This is a genomic window from Flavobacterium arsenatis, assembly GCF_031456785.1.
Lineage (GTDB): Bacteria > Bacteroidota > Bacteroidia > Flavobacteriales > Flavobacteriaceae > Flavobacterium > Flavobacterium arsenatis.
This window is the reverse complement of sequence record NZ_JAVDVI010000002.1, coordinates 307,283-323,351: the sequence shown is the minus strand read 5'-3', so window position 1 is coordinate 323,351 and position 16,069 is coordinate 307,283. Positions and strand designations below refer to the sequence as shown.

At 37.9% G+C, this 16,069-nt stretch carries 11 protein-coding genes; 1 reads left to right on the top strand and 10 read right to left on the bottom strand.

The window, feature by feature from the left end:
• Window positions 1–16: 16 nt before the first annotated feature.
• The gene (mfd, locus tag J2X31_RS03970; protein WP_310024616.1) at window positions 17–3,376 is read right to left on the bottom strand and encodes a transcription-repair coupling factor; all 3,360 of its coding nucleotides are present in this window, start codon (window positions 3,374–3,376) and stop codon (window positions 17–19) included.
• Window positions 3,373–3,972 carry a hypothetical protein gene (locus J2X31_RS03965; RefSeq protein WP_310024615.1) on the bottom strand — a complete coding sequence of 200 codons (600 nt, stop codon included), beginning with the start codon at window positions 3,970–3,972 and terminating at the stop codon, window positions 3,373–3,375. The genes mfd and J2X31_RS03965 overlap by 4 nt, the downstream gene beginning before the upstream one ends.
• Before the next feature lie 346 nt (window positions 3,973–4,318).
• Between J2X31_RS03965 and J2X31_RS03960 the strand changes: the two genes are divergently transcribed.
• Window positions 4,319–5,257, top strand: a complete 939-nt coding sequence (locus tag J2X31_RS03960; RefSeq protein WP_310024613.1) for an L-threonine 3-dehydrogenase — start codon at window positions 4,319–4,321, stop codon at window positions 5,255–5,257.
• Between the two features lie 70 nt (window positions 5,258–5,327).
• On the opposite strand, the gene J2X31_RS03955 is transcribed toward J2X31_RS03960, so the two are convergent.
• The 8 genes from J2X31_RS03955 to J2X31_RS03920 all read right to left on the bottom strand — a co-directional run bounded on the left by J2X31_RS03955 (window position 5,328) and on the right by J2X31_RS03920 (window position 15,951).
• Complete coding sequence (locus J2X31_RS03955; RefSeq protein WP_310024611.1) at window positions 5,328–5,918, bottom strand: globin family protein; 591 nt, start codon at window positions 5,916–5,918, stop codon at window positions 5,328–5,330.
• 17 nt (window positions 5,919–5,935) lie between these two features.
• Window positions 5,936–6,373: a hypothetical protein gene (locus J2X31_RS03950; protein ID WP_310024608.1), complete on the bottom strand. Its 438-nt coding sequence runs from the start codon at window positions 6,371–6,373 to the stop codon at window positions 5,936–5,938.
• 194 nt (window positions 6,374–6,567) lie between these two features.
• Window positions 6,568–7,077: a nuclear transport factor 2 family protein gene (locus J2X31_RS03945; RefSeq protein WP_310024605.1), complete on the bottom strand. Its 510-nt coding sequence runs from the start codon at window positions 7,075–7,077 to the stop codon at window positions 6,568–6,570.
• Window positions 7,078–7,257: 180 nt separating this feature from the next.
• Window positions 7,258–8,673, bottom strand: a complete 1,416-nt coding sequence (locus tag J2X31_RS03940) for an ammonium transporter (RefSeq protein WP_310024602.1) — start codon at window positions 8,671–8,673, stop codon at window positions 7,258–7,260.
• A gap of 344 nt (window positions 8,674–9,017) precedes the next feature.
• On the bottom strand, window positions 9,018–10,448 hold the full coding sequence (locus J2X31_RS03935) for a glycoside hydrolase family 30 protein (protein WP_310024601.1): 1,431 nt from the start codon (window positions 10,446–10,448) through the stop codon (window positions 9,018–9,020).
• 102 nt (window positions 10,449–10,550) lie between these two features.
• Window positions 10,551–11,558, bottom strand: a complete 1,008-nt coding sequence (locus J2X31_RS03930) for an LLM class flavin-dependent oxidoreductase (protein ID WP_310024598.1) — start codon at window positions 11,556–11,558, stop codon at window positions 10,551–10,553.
• A gap of 121 nt (window positions 11,559–11,679) precedes the next feature.
• Window positions 11,680–13,122 carry a DUF5689 domain-containing protein gene (locus tag J2X31_RS03925; RefSeq protein ID WP_310024596.1) on the bottom strand — a complete coding sequence of 481 codons (1,443 nt, stop codon included), beginning with the start codon at window positions 13,120–13,122 and terminating at the stop codon, window positions 11,680–11,682.
• Window positions 13,123–13,146: 24 nt separating this feature from the next.
• Entirely contained in the window at window positions 13,147–15,951 is a 2,805-nt protein-coding gene (locus J2X31_RS03920) for a carboxypeptidase regulatory-like domain-containing protein (RefSeq protein ID WP_310024594.1), read from the bottom strand.
• Between the last annotated feature and the right edge of the window lie 118 nt (window positions 15,952–16,069).

Below are 16,069 nucleotides of genomic sequence, written 5' to 3'. Positions count from 1 at the left end.
AAGACGCTTTTTTAGTTTAAAGCATTTCCATCAATTCCAACGCTTTCCTGACCGATTTCACATTCTCAAAAGTAAGCAACAATCGCAAGCCGTTTGGTGTTTGTTTTTCCTTCATTTTTCCTAAAGTTTGGTGTTTTTGCACAAACTGCAAAACCTTATGAAAACTATTGGATTGGTAATAATCCGATTGTTGGTCCGAAACAAAATAAGCAATCATTTTGCCTTGCTTCATAATCAGTTTTTCAATACCGAATTTCGTGGCAATCCATTTAATTTTGATGCTGTTCAATAACGAAACTGCCTGTTTTGGCAATGGTCCGAAACGGTCAATCAGTTTCTTTTCATAAGCCAATAGCGTTTCTTCGTCCTTAATCAAACTCAATTCGTTATAAAGATTCAGCCTTTCCGAAATATTGTTGATGTATTCGTCTGGAAACAATAATTCGAAATCGGTATCAATCTGGATGTCTTTCACAAACTCTTTTTCTACCGTTTCATCCTCAGGATACAAATCCTTGAATTCATTTTCCTTTAATTCCTCAATGGCTTCGTTCATGATTTTCTGATAGGTTTCAAAACCAATCTCATTGATGAAACCACTTTGTTCGCCACCAAGCAAATCTCCAGCTCCACGGATTTCCAAATCCTTCATCGCGATATTGAAACCGCTTCCAAGTTCGCTAAATTGTTCCAAAGCTTGGATTCGTTTTCGAGCATCATCGGTCATGGCCGAATAAGGCGGACAAATAAAATAGCAAAACGCCTTCTTGTTGCTTCTTCCAACACGGCCTCGCATCTGATGCAAATCTGAAAGTCCGAAATTATTAGCATTGTTGATGAAAATGGTGTTCGCATTCGGAACGTCCAATCCACTTTCAATAATAGTTGTGGCAACCAAAACATCAAATTCACCGTTCATGAAAGCCAGCATCAATTCTTCTAGTTTCTTCCCGTCCATTTGTCCGTGACCTATTCCAACACGGGCTCCAGGAACCAAACGTTGAATCATTCCCGCCACTTCCTTGATGTTTTCAATTCGATTATTGATGAAGAAAACCTGTCCGTTTCGTTGAACTTCATACGAAATCGCATCACGGATCAATTCTTCATTAAATCCAACCACATTTGTTTCAATAGGATAACGATTCGGTGGAGGAGTAGTGATAACCGATAAATCCCTCGCCGCCATCAATGAAAATTGCAACGTTCTCGGAATTGGAGTTGCAGTCAACGTCAACGTATCAACATTGGCAGAAATCGTCTTTAATTTATCTTTTACGTTTACACCGAATTTCTGTTCCTCATCAATAATCAATAAACCTAAATCTTTGAAAACAACATTCTTATTGACCAATTGATGTGTTCCGATGACAATATCCAATTTTCCTTCGGCAAGTTCTTTTAAAGTTTCGGTTTTTTCTTTGGCAGTTCTAAAACGGTTCAAATAACCAATAGTCACAGGCATTTCCTTCAAACGTTCAGAAAAAGTCCTAAAATGTTGATATGCCAAAATAGTGGTCGGAACCAAAACTGCAACTTGTTTTCCGTTATCAACAGCTTTAAATGCGGCGCGAATTGCAACCTCAGTTTTTCCGAAACCAACATCTCCACAAACCAATCGGTCCATCGGTCGATCGCTTTCCATATCGGCTTTTACGTCTTGTGTAGAGGTAATTTGGTCGGGTGTATCTTCATAGATAAACGAACTTTCGAGTTCCATTTGCAGGTAACTGTCGGGTTTGTATTGAAAGCCTTTTTCGAGTCTTCGTTTTGCGTAAAGTTGTATTAAATTGAAGGCAATATGTTTTACTCGTGCCTTTGTTTTTTGTTTTAAAATCTTCCAGGCGTTCGAGCCTAGCTTGTATATTTTAGGTGGCGTTCCGTCTTTTCCGTTGAATTTAGAAATTTTGTGAAGCGAGTGAATACTCACATATACAATATCATTATCAGCATACACCAATTTAATGGCTTCCTGCGTTTTCCCTTCTACTTGAATTTTTTGCAAACCTCCAAAACGCCCGATTCCATGATCAATATGCGTCACATAATCGCCAACAGAAAGTGTGTTCAGTTCCTTTAAAGTAATGGTCTGTTTCTTCGAATAGCCGTTCTTGATGCTGAATTTATGATAACGTTCAAAAATCTGATGGTCGGTATAACAGGCAATCTGCAATTCCTCATCAATAAAACCTTCATAAAGAGGCAAAACTATTGTTTCGTAACGTTTCGCAATACTTTCAAAATTCACTTCATCCAAACTTTCAAAAATATCGTGGAAACGTTTCGCTTGTTGCTCGTTTGAACAAAACAGGAAATTTTTGATGCCGTTGGAATGGTTGTCGTTCAAGTTATTCAACAACAAATCAAACTGCTTGTTGAACGAAGGTTGAGGTTGTATATGAAATTCAAAGGATTTCTGGGTTTTGAAAATCGCTTTCGAAGCCAATTCGACTACCGTAAAATCCAATGCTTTTTTGATAAACGAAGCTTGGTTCAGAAACAATAATTCAGGTTCAGAATGTTTGATTTCTTTCGATAATTTCTCAAAAGCAACTCCAGCCTTTTCAAACAATTTGTCCAATTTACTGAACAAACCTTCGGTATTGCTGATAAAAAGAACTGTTTTCGGATTGATGTATTCCAAGAAACTTTCTCGATCTTCCTGAAAGAATTTATTTTCAACATTTGGAATGATGCTGATTTTCTTCTGCTTTTCGATGGAAAGTTGCGTTTCAACATCAAAACTTCGGATGCTATCGACTTCATTTCCAAAGAATTCAATTCGATACGGATTGTCATTCGAAAACGAAAAAACATCTATGATTCCACCACGAACCGAAAATTCTCCGGGTTCTGTAATAAAATCGACACGCTTGAATTCATATTCAAACAAAACTTCGTTGATGAAATCAATCGAAATCTGGTCGCCAACCGACACTTTCAAGGTGTTCTTGTCGAGTTCCTTTTTCGTAACCACTTTCTCAAAAATAGCTTCAGGATAAGTAACTATTATGGCAGGTTTTTTTCTAGAATTGATGCGGTTCAAAACCTCCGCTCGAAGCAAGATATTGGCATTGTCCACATCATCAATTTGATACGGATTTCGGTACGAACCCGGATAAAACAACACATCTTCATCGTTTATCAGCTGCTCCAAATCGTTCAAATAATAAGCCGCTTCTTCCTTGTCGTTCAAAATCAACAGATAAGGATTCTCCGATTTTGTAAAAAGTGACTTTACAACAAAAGACAACGACGAACCAATCAATCCTTTCAAATGGATTTTTTGTTCGCGAATTTCCAAATTTTCCGCAATCTGGTTGATTTTTGGAGATTTGTCGTAGCGGTTTTGTAAGGATGTAGATGCTTTACTCAATTTCTCGGCAATGTTTTGTTAATCGGAGACGAAGGAATCGCCCTTGTAGTGTCCAGCATTCGAATCATATCCGATTCTCCTTGTTCCATCGGGATTTTATCTTTCCTCACAATTTCCTCAAACTGTAATTGCAGTGAAGCCAGGGCCGTGTTGATTTCAGGAATCAAGACCACCACTTTTTCTGCCGGAACATTGTCCAGATTCATATATAAATCCAATGAATTGATTTGAGTGGTCAAAATAGCAATCCTGCTTTTCACCTGTGGATTCGCAAACTTAATTGGAATATTATTGTTCAAATCCCTCACTTTTTTCGACAAGGTTTTCGATTTTTTCTTGAAAGCACCAATCGAGCTTTTAGGTTTCTGCTTGATTTCTGTCAGGAAGTTTCGCCATTCGCTCCAATTGCTCAACCACGTCTGCGTTTCGCCATTCATCTGCCTCTCGCTAAAACTCCAATTTTTATTGATAGTTTCAAAAACCTTCTCCCTTTTCTCCAGATTTTTCAATCGAGCCGTTTCGCGTTTTGCATCATCATCCTGACACGAAACCCCGATAACCAACAGAAAAAGAATATAATAAACCTTAATTTTCATCCGTAAAATTTTAGATGCACAAAGTTAAAGATGAATTCCCAATTATAAGCCGTCTATTAAGAATTATTAACGAATGTTATTCTTGTTTTCAGGAGCTCAAATTTAGGCTTCTTTTAATCCATTTTCCTGCTGGATGCAAATATCTTTTGTTCCGAACCCCGGAACAAAAGGATATTTTGCAACCATCAGGGCTATGATAAAAACTTTAGGCTTCTATTAATCCTTTTGAAAAGCAGCACTTATCTAACCAAATCTGTTATATTTATAAAAATCTTTCAAAAAACAAATTCCATAAAGAGGATATTTTGCGAAAACGTTATCTTTGCCACACTAAACAACACCTCAAATGAGTACTAAAATATTAATTATCGGAGCCTGTGGCCAAATAGGAACCGAACTTACCCAAAAGCTTCGCAGTATCTACGGAATCGAAAACGTAATTGCCTCCGATATTAGAAAACTAAATACCGATGTAGTCAATTCAGGACCTTTCGAAGTCGTAAACGCTTTGGATTTCAACCAAATTGAAAACCTTGTAGAAAAGCACCACATTACAGATGTATATCTTATGGCCGCTTTACTATCGGCAACAGCCGAAAAAAATCCTGCCTTTGCTTGGGATTTGAATATGAATTCACTTTTCCATGTCTTGAATTTGGCAAAAGCCGGAAAGATTCAAAAGATATTCTGGCCTTCAAGTATTGCTGTTTTCGGACCCACAACTCCAAAAGAAGATACGCCTCAATACACCATCATGGAACCTTCAACGGTTTACGGAATCAGCAAACAATCGGGCGAAAGATGGTGTGAATACTACCATAATATCTTTGGTGTAGATGTAAGAAGCATCCGTTATCCGGGATTAATCAGCTGGTCATCGCCTCCTGGTGGTGGCACTACAGATTATGCCGTAGAAATCTACCACAAAGCATTAAGCGAAAAAAAATACGAATGTTTCCTTTCGTCTGAAACCAAAATGCCAATGATGTATATGGACGATGCCATCAATGCAACCATAAAAATCATGCAAGCTCCAAAGGAAGAAATTAAGATTCGTTCGTCTTATAATTTGGCGGCTATGAGTTTCACTCCAACTGAAATTGCCAACGAAATCCAGAAGCACATACCAGAATTTACGATTACTTACAATCCAGACTTCCGTCAGAAAATAGCCGACAGTTGGCCAGCAAGCATCGACGACAGCAGTGCCAGAAGAGATTGGGGCTGGAAACACGAATTCGATTTAGATTCAATGACAGTAGATATGCTGGAGCACTTGTCCTAAAAATATTAAAAATAAAAACGCCATTCAATTTGAATGGCGTTTTCGCTTCAACTAAACCAATTAAAAAATATTATTGCTGAACGATTGGATCTCTCAATGATTCTAAAACTTCAACTACATCGCCAATCAAAGCTGGGTCTGTAACGCCATTCAAGCCTGCCGCTGCTCCAACATATCCAATGAATTTGTCATAATTGGCATCTGTGGCTTTGGCTCCCATTCTTGGATTTTGAGCAGGATCGTGTGCCGCAACCATTCCTAAACCGGAATAGGTGTTGGTGGCTCCTCCACCTGTATTGGCAGAAAAGAAATCGGTAAGGTTTTTACTTAAAATAGCAACATTTGTAGTATTCTGGTCTGGACCAAAAACTTCTCCAGCTATTGGAGCAAAATGAGCACCTAGATTACCATTGACTCCTGCCACGATATCAGATACAATCAATACAATCGTAGAATCCACTACAGAACGATAGCTCAAACGACCTTGCTCGATCATTTGTCCGGGATTGTTGGGATCGGCTACTCTGGCTGTCCCTCCTAATTTTTGATACAGTGTTGGCTCTACTGGTGGAGCTGTAACATCGTCATCGCCACACGAAACCATAAAGGCTCCGGCTCCGATTGTCATTGCACAAAGTGCGATTCTTGAAATCTTTTTCATAATAAAGGGTTTTATAGTTAATTAAAAATCTTTTTTATTCCTCTGGAAAATTTATATTTGAAACTGCTTTCGTCCATAACCGGACAAACTTGTTTTGAGGCTATGTTCACTGGAATTACCAATCTTTCGGCCTTGTAGTTTCCTTTTCCCATCAGTTCATTGAAAACTTTTTCTGAATTGGCAATCTTGATGTCATGGTAATAAACCAAGACATTTTTTTCTGGAAAGAACTTCGGATTTTTTACTCCTGCAATGCTTTTCATGTTCCTGTGAATTTCTTTTGCCTTGATGGAATCTATGGGTTCTTTAAAATCAATACGGCTTATTTGGAGTGTTTGGTTGTCGTATTGGGCAGGTTTTGCTGTCACAATATGAACTACCAAAATCGTAAAAAGAATTAGGAAAACGACAATGATGCTTCCTGTTGCTATTTTTATACCTCTGTGAATTTTCATAGTCTTTGAGTTTTGTGGTTTTATGCATTTACGAACCAAGACGCGTTATGGTTTTTTAAAAAAAGGAAAAAATGACAAGAAGTGTTTATTTATATTTTTTCTAAATAGAAGTGATTGAGGTTTCTATGTTTTATAAAGCAAAAAACTCCAAACAAATGAATGCTTGGAGTTTTAAAATCTTGATGCAACTGTTTTTATTTTTTAGCTTTAATCTTTTCTATTAATGTATCATCGGACTTGGTTTTTAGTTGTATGACCTCGTCTGCGGTATCATTTGGAATGGTGATTGAAAGTACATAATGGGCAATTTTCCATTTGCCGTTTTCTTTTTTAAGGACACCTGAACCACGGCATATTTTCATTTGAGTGTCCAAAAGCTCATCGAACCAGGCTATTTTTTTGTCTTTCGAAAGGAAAATATTTCGTTGAATAGAAGTAAAATTCCAAGCTTTGCCTTTGTCGAAATAAGGTTTTGAATAGTTTTTGAAAGCTTCCTTGTTCCAGTTTTCGGTAGCATCGGTGCCGATGAAGATGGCATCGTCGGTCATTAATGAAAAGTAGGTGTCGAATTGAGTTTCGGCGGCAGCCTTATGCCAATCGTCTAGGGTTTTGCCAATTGCTTTCTTGTCGGCTGGAGCTGCTTGATAGGTTTTGCAGGATGCAAATGTCAAGATCAGAAATAGAAATGTGAAAACTCTTTTCATAGTGTTACTTTTCTACGAAAATAAGGAATTTTGATTGGTTTTGGACTAAGAGATTTATTTTGGAACTACTGTTTCCATTGGCGAAGCTAGCCCCGACATGAGTGGAAAGCTCTCCTTGTCCCAGGGTTTGGGACAAGGAGACTTGGAACGTTGGCGGGATTAGCTCCTTAAAAAAATGGACTAGGAAACATTTGAATCGGATACTTTTATAAGTTCGAGCATTGGGTTGTGTAGTGCTGCATCTTTATGAGGATCTAGCGTTTCGTCGTGTTGTGAAATGTCGAGACCAATGTTTTCGGATTCTTCAGAAACGCGAAGTGGAATGAAGAAGTTGGTGACTTTGAACAGCAGCAATGAACCTAAGAAAGTGAATGCCGAAACCAATACCAAGGCCATCATGTGGTGTCCGAAAACATTCCATCCGCCATTCACGAGGCTTGCGTTTTCTCCTTGAGCGAAGATAGCCGTTAGGATCATTCCCATGATTCCTCCAACGCCATGGCAGGCAAAAACGTCCAGCGTATCGTCGATTTTCTTCATCGCTTTGGAGTATAAAACCTTATTGGAAACAATGGCGGTTATGAATCCGAAAAACATACTTTGCGGAATGGTGATGAATCCTGCAGCTGGTGTGATGGCTACCAATCCGACAACGGCTCCGATGCAAGCTCCAAGTGCCGAAACTTTCCTGCCGTGCAATCGGTCAAAGAACACCCATGTGAGCATTGCTGCGGCAGATGCAGTTGTGGTGGTTGCAAAAGCCATGGCGGCGGTTCCGTTGGCGGCAAGTGCAGAACCTGCATTGAAGCCAAACCAACCGAACCAAAGCATTCCAGTTCCCAATAGAACAAATGGGATGTTGGTTGGAATATGCTTGCTGTTTTTACGTTTTCCCAGCACCAAGGCTCCGGCCAATGCGGCAAAACCGGCACTCATGTGGACAACGGTTCCTCCGGCAAAATCTTTTACGCCAAAATAGGTTCCTAAAATTCCATTCGGATGCCAAACGGCATGACAAAGTGGTGCATATATAAGCAAAGTGAAAAGGCAGATGAATAGTAAATAGGAAATAAAACGCACTCTTTCGGCAAAGGAACCTGTAATGATGGCGGGTGTGATTACGGCAAACTTCATTTGAAACAAGGCAAACAATATAAACGGAATGGTAGAAGCCATTTTGTTATGAGGCAATACATTCACGTGGTCGAAAAAAGGGAAGGAGGCTGGATTGCCAATAATGCTATAAAATCCGTCGCCAATATTAAAGCCTATTGGTTCGCCAAAAGCAAGGCTGAAACCTACGGTAACCCAAAGAAGGCAAACCACACCAAGGCATACAAAGCTTTGCAACATGGTAGAGATGACATTCTTTTTGCCGACCATCCCTCCATAAAAGAAGGAAAGTCCGGGTGTCATTAACAAGACGAGACAGGAAGCCGTTAGTAGCCAAGCCACATCAGCAGGAACAATTTGCTCCGTGGTGCCAAATTGTGATAGGATTTCAGGCGTTTCTATTGCTTCTGGCCATAAAAGACCTGTTACCGAAACAATACCAATGATGATAAAAGAAATTATCCAGCGTTTTTCGATTTTCATTTTCTTCTATTTTTATGTTATACCCTGTTTATTTTAGGGTAAAATTATAGAAAATGTATTTATGATTTTAATTAAGTATGTTTTTTGTGGGCATTGATGTTGATTTTTGTTAATTTTAGATTTATGAGCCTTAATTTTTATAGATATTATTTTTTTTATAGCAATTGATGCCAAACTCTATATGGTTTCGGTAATGAAATTCGTCACTGCTAATTTGGATAGGTCCATTTTGGTATCGAATAAAGTATTTTTAACAGCAATAAATTAAATAGCGTTTGATTAAAAATAAAAAAACCACCGTTCTTACAGTTCAAAACGATGGTGGGATGATTGAAGGATTGGTTTTACCAAATGAATGTTCCGGTAGCTCCCGAGGGCAGTGTGGCCACTACTTTTTTGCTTTTTGATTGAATATTGAAACGCTGTTCTGTTTTGGCAGTGTTCAAAACAACCAGCACTTGCTTTCCTTCGGGTGTTTTATACGCTACATTTGGAAGCTGTGTTAGCGTAGAGCTCTCAATTCTGACAGAACCGGGTCTGACAAATTTTGAGGCATGCCCCATTACATAATAGGCAATGTTTCGGGTCACTTTTGAGCCATCAATCGTGATGGCTCCCATACAGGAAGTGCAACCACCTTGGTCTGTGTGTGGGTCGTATAAAGGATCGGCTGCAAGGTTCCATTGCAGGACGTGTTTGGCCCAGTTTTGTGGAGCTCCAATGATGAGGTTCTCGGTGTTCCATTTCAGGTCTTCGGGAAAATTTCCTGGACCTCCTGTCCATTGTTCTGTAAAATAAATGTTCTTGTCGGGATGAGCATCATGAACGGTTGACATCGCTTCAATTTTTCCTCCATAAAGATGGAATGCCGAACCATCTACATATTGATTGGCATCAGCATCATTCAAAATTTCCAATGGATATTCAGGTTTGTCGCAGTTGTGGTCATAAACAATGATTTTGGTGTTGAGTTTTGCTTTTTTGAAGGCAGGACCAAGGTTGTTCTTGATGAAGAAGGCTTGATCTTTCGCCTCCATATACATACTTGGATTGTTGCCAGGATGCAACGGTTCGTTTTGAATCGTGATGCCATCTATGATGATGCTTTCCTTTTTCATTTCCTGAATATATTTCACGAAATAATCAGCATAGACTTTATAAAATTCGGGTTTCAAGCTTCCTCCCTTGGTGTTGTTGTTGGTTTTCATCCAGGTTGGAGCCGACCAAGGCGAAGCGATGATTTGTATTTTAGGATTGATGGTAAGAATTTGTTTCAAAACTGGAATCAAGCCCGTCCGGAAGTCGTTTTCAAGGCTGAATTTTTTGAGTTCCGGATCCGTCTCGCCGGAAGGCAGATCATTATACGAGAAAACACGGTCGTCCAAATCCGAAGCACCGATGCTCAACCGCAAAACGCTGATGCCGATGTTGGTTCCATCTGTTGCAAAAAGTTCTTTCAGCAAAGCATTTCTTTCCGAAGTGCCCATTTTGGAAATCAGTTGGGCACTTCCTCCATTTAGGCAATAGCCAAAGCCATCCATTTCCTGAAAGGTTTTGGAAGCATTGATGCTGATGGTGGGATTGTTGTTTTGGCTTTCGCTGATGAGAAGTGGGTTTTGTTTTTCCAGCAAGGAAGATTTATCTCCAGTTGTGAGCCAAAATTCCACTGATGAGGTGTCTTTAGTTTTAGAAATAGAAGCTTCGTTTGTTTTTTTGCTACAAGAAAACAGTGCAATAAGTGTTGCAAATGCGAGCGTTTTGAAAAGTGAATTCATTTTTTTAATTTTAGTAATAGGCTAAAATTAGAACTATAATTTTTTTCAAATCCCTGAAAACGCTGGTTGTAGTGTTTTTGTAAAGTTTTTTTAATTATCACTTTACGATTTCAAGAATATTTCAGCCAGCAATTCATAGGATTTCTTTCGGTCTTCAAAATCCTCGGCAATGGTTGCAATCATGATTTCATCGGTTTCATATTTTTCGGTAATCTTTTCTATTTCAGCCTTGAGCTTTTCAGGAGTTCCTGCAATAAATCGACCTCTGTTGTAAGTGATTCTTGCTTTTTGTTGCAGTGAATAATTAAAGCTCTTGATTTCTTCAAACGAAGGCAAATCGCCCGAAGCTCCTGATTCAATGTGCAACATCCGGTAGTCGAATTCGGTAATCCAGTCTTTTACTTTTTGTTCGTCTTCGGAACAGAAGGCAAAAATCCCGACGTTTACTTTAGGTTCTTTCAGTTCTGCTGATGGTTTGAAATTGTGACGGTAAAAATCTGCCGTTTCGGGTCCGCCTTCCGGATTGATGAATTGGGCAAAGGAAAGTCCCATTCCGAAATGTGCGGCAAATTGGGCACTTCCGCCACTTGAAGTCAAGAGCCATAAATCGGGAATTTCTTCTGGACTTGGATAGGATTTTACTTTTTCGTGAACCGTGTCGGGTGTTTCTTCATGACGAAGGAAAGCTTGAACGTCTATAAGTTGTTGAAAGAATTCTTTTTCACTAAAATTGTTGGAAGGATTCAATAAATGGGAAGAAAGCCTGTCGCCACCTGGAGCACGGCCAATTCCTAGGTCGATTCTTTTGGGAAATAAAGTTTCAAGGAGTCCGAAATTTTCGGCAACCTTCAGAGCACTATGATTCGGTAGCATGATACCGCCAGAACCTACTTTTATGGTTTTTGTTTTCGATGCTAGATAGGGAATTAGTATTTCGGGAGCGGTTCCGGCCACCATTTTAAAGTTATGATGTTCGGAAACCCAATAACGGGTATAGCCTAATTTTTCTGCCAATTTGATCAATTCTCCAGATTCTTCAAGTGCTTGTCTTGCAGTTCCGTTTCGGCGAACTTGCGATTGGTCGAGTACGCTTAATTTGATATTTTTCATACTACAAAGGTAACTATGATGCTTCTTAAAGTTAAGTCAAGAAATTTGATGTGCTGTTAAAGTTTTAGACAAAAAAAAGACCGTCGGTTAGGACGGTCTTTATTATTTTAAGTTGAATAGATTATTCAATTTCGAAATTGTCTAAGTATAAAGCATAAGCAGAGTTACTACCTACTTTTAAAGAGAACATATCAGACCCAGGAGTTGTCATGATAGACATACTAGAAATATCTAAAGTGATTTTCACCCATTCGTTATTGGTATTGATAACACCAATATATTGATTTGCTCCACTTCCTGAACTAGGATTTAGTTCTGGATTTTTATTTATAGTTACAGCTGAAGAGCCTAGATCACCTACGTTGTAAGCTTCAAATCCAGTAGTTGAACGGTTTACGTTTAGAGATAAAGATTTTGCAGAAGTACCCTTAACCCAAAATGTGATTTTTGTAGGATTAGCTGGTAGTCCAGCAGGTGCTTTAGCAGTAAACACGTAATCATTTGCTGTAGTTAATGGCGATCCATTAAAGCTTAAAGCAGTACTACCACCGATACCGTTTCCTGGGCTTTCTAAAGCATAAGCTTTAAGTCCAAATTGAGCATTGATGCCTCCAATGAAGGCAGCCCAATCTTCAAAATCTCCACCAGCAAATAATAAAGTTCCAATTGGATCTGTAGGATCAGTCGGATCTGTTGGGTCAGTCGGATCTGTAGGATCAACTGGTTCACCAATTCTAGTTTCAGTCAATTGGATATCAGAAGCATATCTAGAAACAAATTGAAAATCAGTATTAAATTTAGTAAGAATACCTCTGATTCTACCGCTATTAGGTGAAACTTGGGTTCCTGCATATTCTGCAAAAGATCCGGTTCTAAAAATTAAAGTAGGATTAGTAGTGTTGCTTGGGTCTGTGATAAGATGATTCGTTTCACTTCCAACAACATTTGCAGGATTATAGTAATTTTGTCCTAAATCATCATCTATGAATTGAATCCCTGTTGTTAATCCTTTAAGTTCAATCAGTTTCCCTATGTTGCTATCGTTAATAGCTGTAGCAAGATCCATTTCTTGAATTAATTCTGATTCATCTTTTACATCACAAGTCCTGATAATGTGTTTTTTTACATCTGTACTTGCAATTTGCCCAACGTTACCGTTGTAAAGAGCTCCAATTTGTATAGTATTATTTCTTAATTGAACATATAGGCCTTTTAAGTTAACATATACTTTTCTTCCTACATTGTATTGTTCATAGTTGCTGGTTTGATTCACTGCAACACTAAAACCAATTCTTCCATCAAGCGAAGTCATGTAGATTACCTTGTAAAAATTACCTCCTTTGTCACTCGATACTATACGTGCTGCGATAGTATGATCTTGAGTATATAATGTAGCGGTAGGTGTTACTGCGGCTTTAAGGTTTTCTACGGTAAAGTTAGAAATATCGGCAGTTTCATCACATTCAATTTGTGGAACTGAATAATCGTCGTCGTTAACACAGCCTACGAATATAGTCGATACTAGTAGTAGACTTAAGATTGTTTTTAAAAATTTATTTTTCATAATATATGCTAATTTATTTATTTTTTAGAAATTGTAATATAAATTTACGAAATAAGTACGTCCGAAGCCATAAAAATATTTAGAACCAAATGTGTTGCCATTGGCCTTGTCTTGTGCAAGTTCTGTATAGTTTGCATTTCTTGCTTGTTCGAATCCTAGAGTCTTATAGGTAACATCAAAAACGTTGTTGATAGTTGCAAAAAGACCAATTGTATTTCTGTTTTTAGTACTTACTCTCCAAGTTTTTCCGCCTGTCATGTTTACTAATCTAGCTGGATCAAATTTTTCTTGCTTTAATATCTTTTTTACATTTTCTTCTGTCGCTTCAGGTATTGGAAACCCATTGATGTCATCACTATTTCTTACGAAATTATTGGTTCTTAAGATTGCAGAAACGTCAGAATAATTATTATCTAAATAGTTTGCATTAATACCAATATGCCAAAAGTTTGGATCTCTGTATTCAATTCCAGCAGAAAAAGCTGTTTGTGGCGTGTTTGAAATCTTATAGTTTTGCAATTTGGCTTCGCCATAATCAATTACTTGACGAACATTGTCAATAGATAACTTTACATTTGGATTGTTGTCATAAATGCTCTGTCCATAAGCGGCAGCTCCATTAACTTTGATGGTAGGTGTAAGTTGATATTCTATTCCGAATTCCCCTCCCATATTCGTTCTGTTGATTCCTGTAACTATTTCTGCTACAAATGCATTACCACCAGTTGTAGCAGCTGTTTGATCAGTTGTGATTATTCCTAATCCTTCTGCAAAGAAAAAACTAACATCGGTTGCATCTGACGTTTTAGAATAGTATCCAGTTAACCTAGCTTTTAATTTTGGAGTTCTTATAATGTAACTAGCGTCTCCAGACACAATATTTTCACTTGTCAGTCCATCAGTAATTAAGTTGTTCTGACGTGCATTAAAGAATGCATTTCGCATTGTCGGAGCTTTTGTCATATACATACCATTAATGTCTAAATAATGGCGACCTGTAATTTTATAGGTTAAGCCTCCTTTGAAGCCAAAATTTTCAAAGTTTAATTTTTTGCTATAACCTTCAGAATTGTCAGCATAGTTTCCATTTCTATACAATCCTTCTCTTTGGTAGGTAGATCTTGAGAAACTTTGTGCTAAATAAAAATCAACTTTATTATAAGAAAATTTAAATTGAGTAAATGCATCTACAACATTGGCATGCATGTTATAATTATATCCATATTTATCTCCTTCAACAACATAGCGACCTGGATTGTTTAAATCAGATTCCTGAGCAGTTCCTTGAAGAAAACGATCGAAATCTCTAAAGGATGTTCCTCCAAGAAGGTCTAGTACTTTTTGATAGTTGTTAGATCTTAAGTTTCTATACGTTACACCACCATTTAAAATGATATTGTTTGATAATTGAGAACTCAAATAAGTATTGGCTGTAAACGTTTTATCATCTGTTCTGTCTTCGTATAAAATGAATTGACTGATACCCTCGTTTTGATTTACTTCGTACATATGGTTCCAGTCAATCTGACGGTTGTTTAAGAAATCGGTATTGTTTTCATTTACGAAAGTATTAAACGCTGTTTCATCTGCGAAAGTACCTCCATTGTCTAAGAAGCTGAACAATTTGAAGCTTGGTAATTTTCTGTAGTAAGTCGGATCAGGATTATTTGCATTATTGAAATCCAAACGGCTGTTACCAATGCTACCAAATTGGTAGGAAATGTTAGAGTTTAATTTGGTTTTATCGTTGATAGTCCAGTAATGGCTTAGGATAAAAATAGGCTCCTCAACATCTTTATCTCTTGAGTTTCTTTTTTCACCATCTTGCCAACCCCAGTAAGAATTGTATTGGATACCTGCCAAATCAGAAACTTCTTTTGTATTAGGGGAATTTTTTCCTCTACTGTTTTGTGCATAAATCGCATTAAAGTTTAAGCTATGGCTATCGTTGAATTTTTTCTCAACACTTGCAAAAAATGAGTTTGCACTGTAGTCGGATCCTTCAAAATATCCCTCTTGAGCCCAACGTCTTCCTGCAGAAACTACATAAGCCCAACCATTTTTATCCATACCAGAGGCATGAGTTCCCATCATTCTCCAGTTGTAATTAGTGTTAGTGCCTGCAAATGAAATTCTGGATCCAGGTCGGTAAATTGAAGCCCTAGTGTTGATTTCCTGTGTTCCTAAAGGACCACCAAAAGTATAATCTGATGGAGCAGAACCCATTGTAAACTCTTGATTTCTTGTGGCATCATTCAATCCGCCCCAGTTACCCCATTGTGGTCGTCCGTCATAGATTTTGTCCATAGGAACCCCATTAATCATGGTTTTTCCATATTCGCTGTCTAAGCCCCTGATTCTAAAACGAGCTTGTCCCCAATTAAATGCAGCAGCCTGATTAAAGACATCACGGGTGGCCTGTAATAATCCTGCAGTACTCTCGGAGCCACTATTATCATCACCCAAATCATTCTCGGTAATGGTAATCAAACTTAATTGTTGTTCAGAAGTAATGTCTTCTTCTAAAACAATAATGCCTAAATCTAAAGCAGCTCCTTCGCTAACTTCAACAGACAAAATTTGTCGAGAATAACCCGTACTGGTAATTTCTACCAACTGATTTCCTACGACTACGTTTTCAAAAACAAAAATACCTTGGGCATTTGTCATCTTGGTAGATGTTGTGTTTTGAATTGTTGCGACTACATTTTCCAGAGGTCTTTGTGTCTTAGAGTCAACAACTTTACCAGTGATACTGGATGTTTTGTCCTGTGACCATACAAAAACGACTTGCATCACAAACAGAATACTAATTACAAGTTTTTTCATAAATAAATTTAATATTAATCCGTTTTGTTAAAATAAACATTTCTTAACGGCGCCAAAGTTACATTTTAAATTAATATTATTTACTTTTGCCCCCAAGTTTATGTTAAACTTGATGATA

Excerpts from the sequence above, each read along its gene's own strand:
- J2X31_RS03945 (WP_310024605.1), bottom strand. The coding sequence starts at position 7,077 with ATGAAAAGAGTTTTCACATTTCTATTTCTGATCTTGACATTTGCATCC.
- J2X31_RS03925 (WP_310024596.1), bottom strand. The coding sequence starts at position 13,122 with ATGAAAAATAAATTTTTAAAAACAATCTTAAGTCTACTACTAGTATCG.
- J2X31_RS03920 (WP_310024594.1), bottom strand. The coding sequence starts at position 15,951 with ATGAAAAAACTTGTAATTAGTATTCTGTTTGTGATGCAAGTCGTTTTT.
- J2X31_RS03940 (WP_310024602.1), bottom strand. The coding sequence starts at position 8,673 with ATGAAAATCGAAAAACGCTGGATAATTTCTTTTATCATCATTGGTATT.
- J2X31_RS03930 (WP_310024598.1), bottom strand. The coding sequence starts at position 11,558 with ATGAAAAATATCAAATTAAGCGTACTCGACCAATCGCAAGTTCGCCGA.
- J2X31_RS03965 (WP_310024615.1), bottom strand. The coding sequence starts at position 3,972 with ATGAAAATTAAGGTTTATTATATTCTTTTTCTGTTGGTTATCGGGGTT.
- J2X31_RS03935 (WP_310024601.1), bottom strand. The coding sequence starts at position 10,448 with ATGAATTCACTTTTCAAAACGCTCGCATTTGCAACACTTATTGCACTG.
- J2X31_RS03955 (WP_310024611.1), bottom strand. The coding sequence starts at position 5,918 with ATGAAAAAGATTTCAAGAATCGCACTTTGTGCAATGACAATCGGAGCC.
- J2X31_RS03950 (WP_310024608.1), bottom strand. The coding sequence starts at position 6,373 with ATGAAAATTCACAGAGGTATAAAAATAGCAACAGGAAGCATCATTGTC.
- J2X31_RS03960 (WP_310024613.1), top strand. The coding sequence starts at position 4,319 with ATGAGTACTAAAATATTAATTATCGGAGCCTGTGGCCAAATAGGAACC.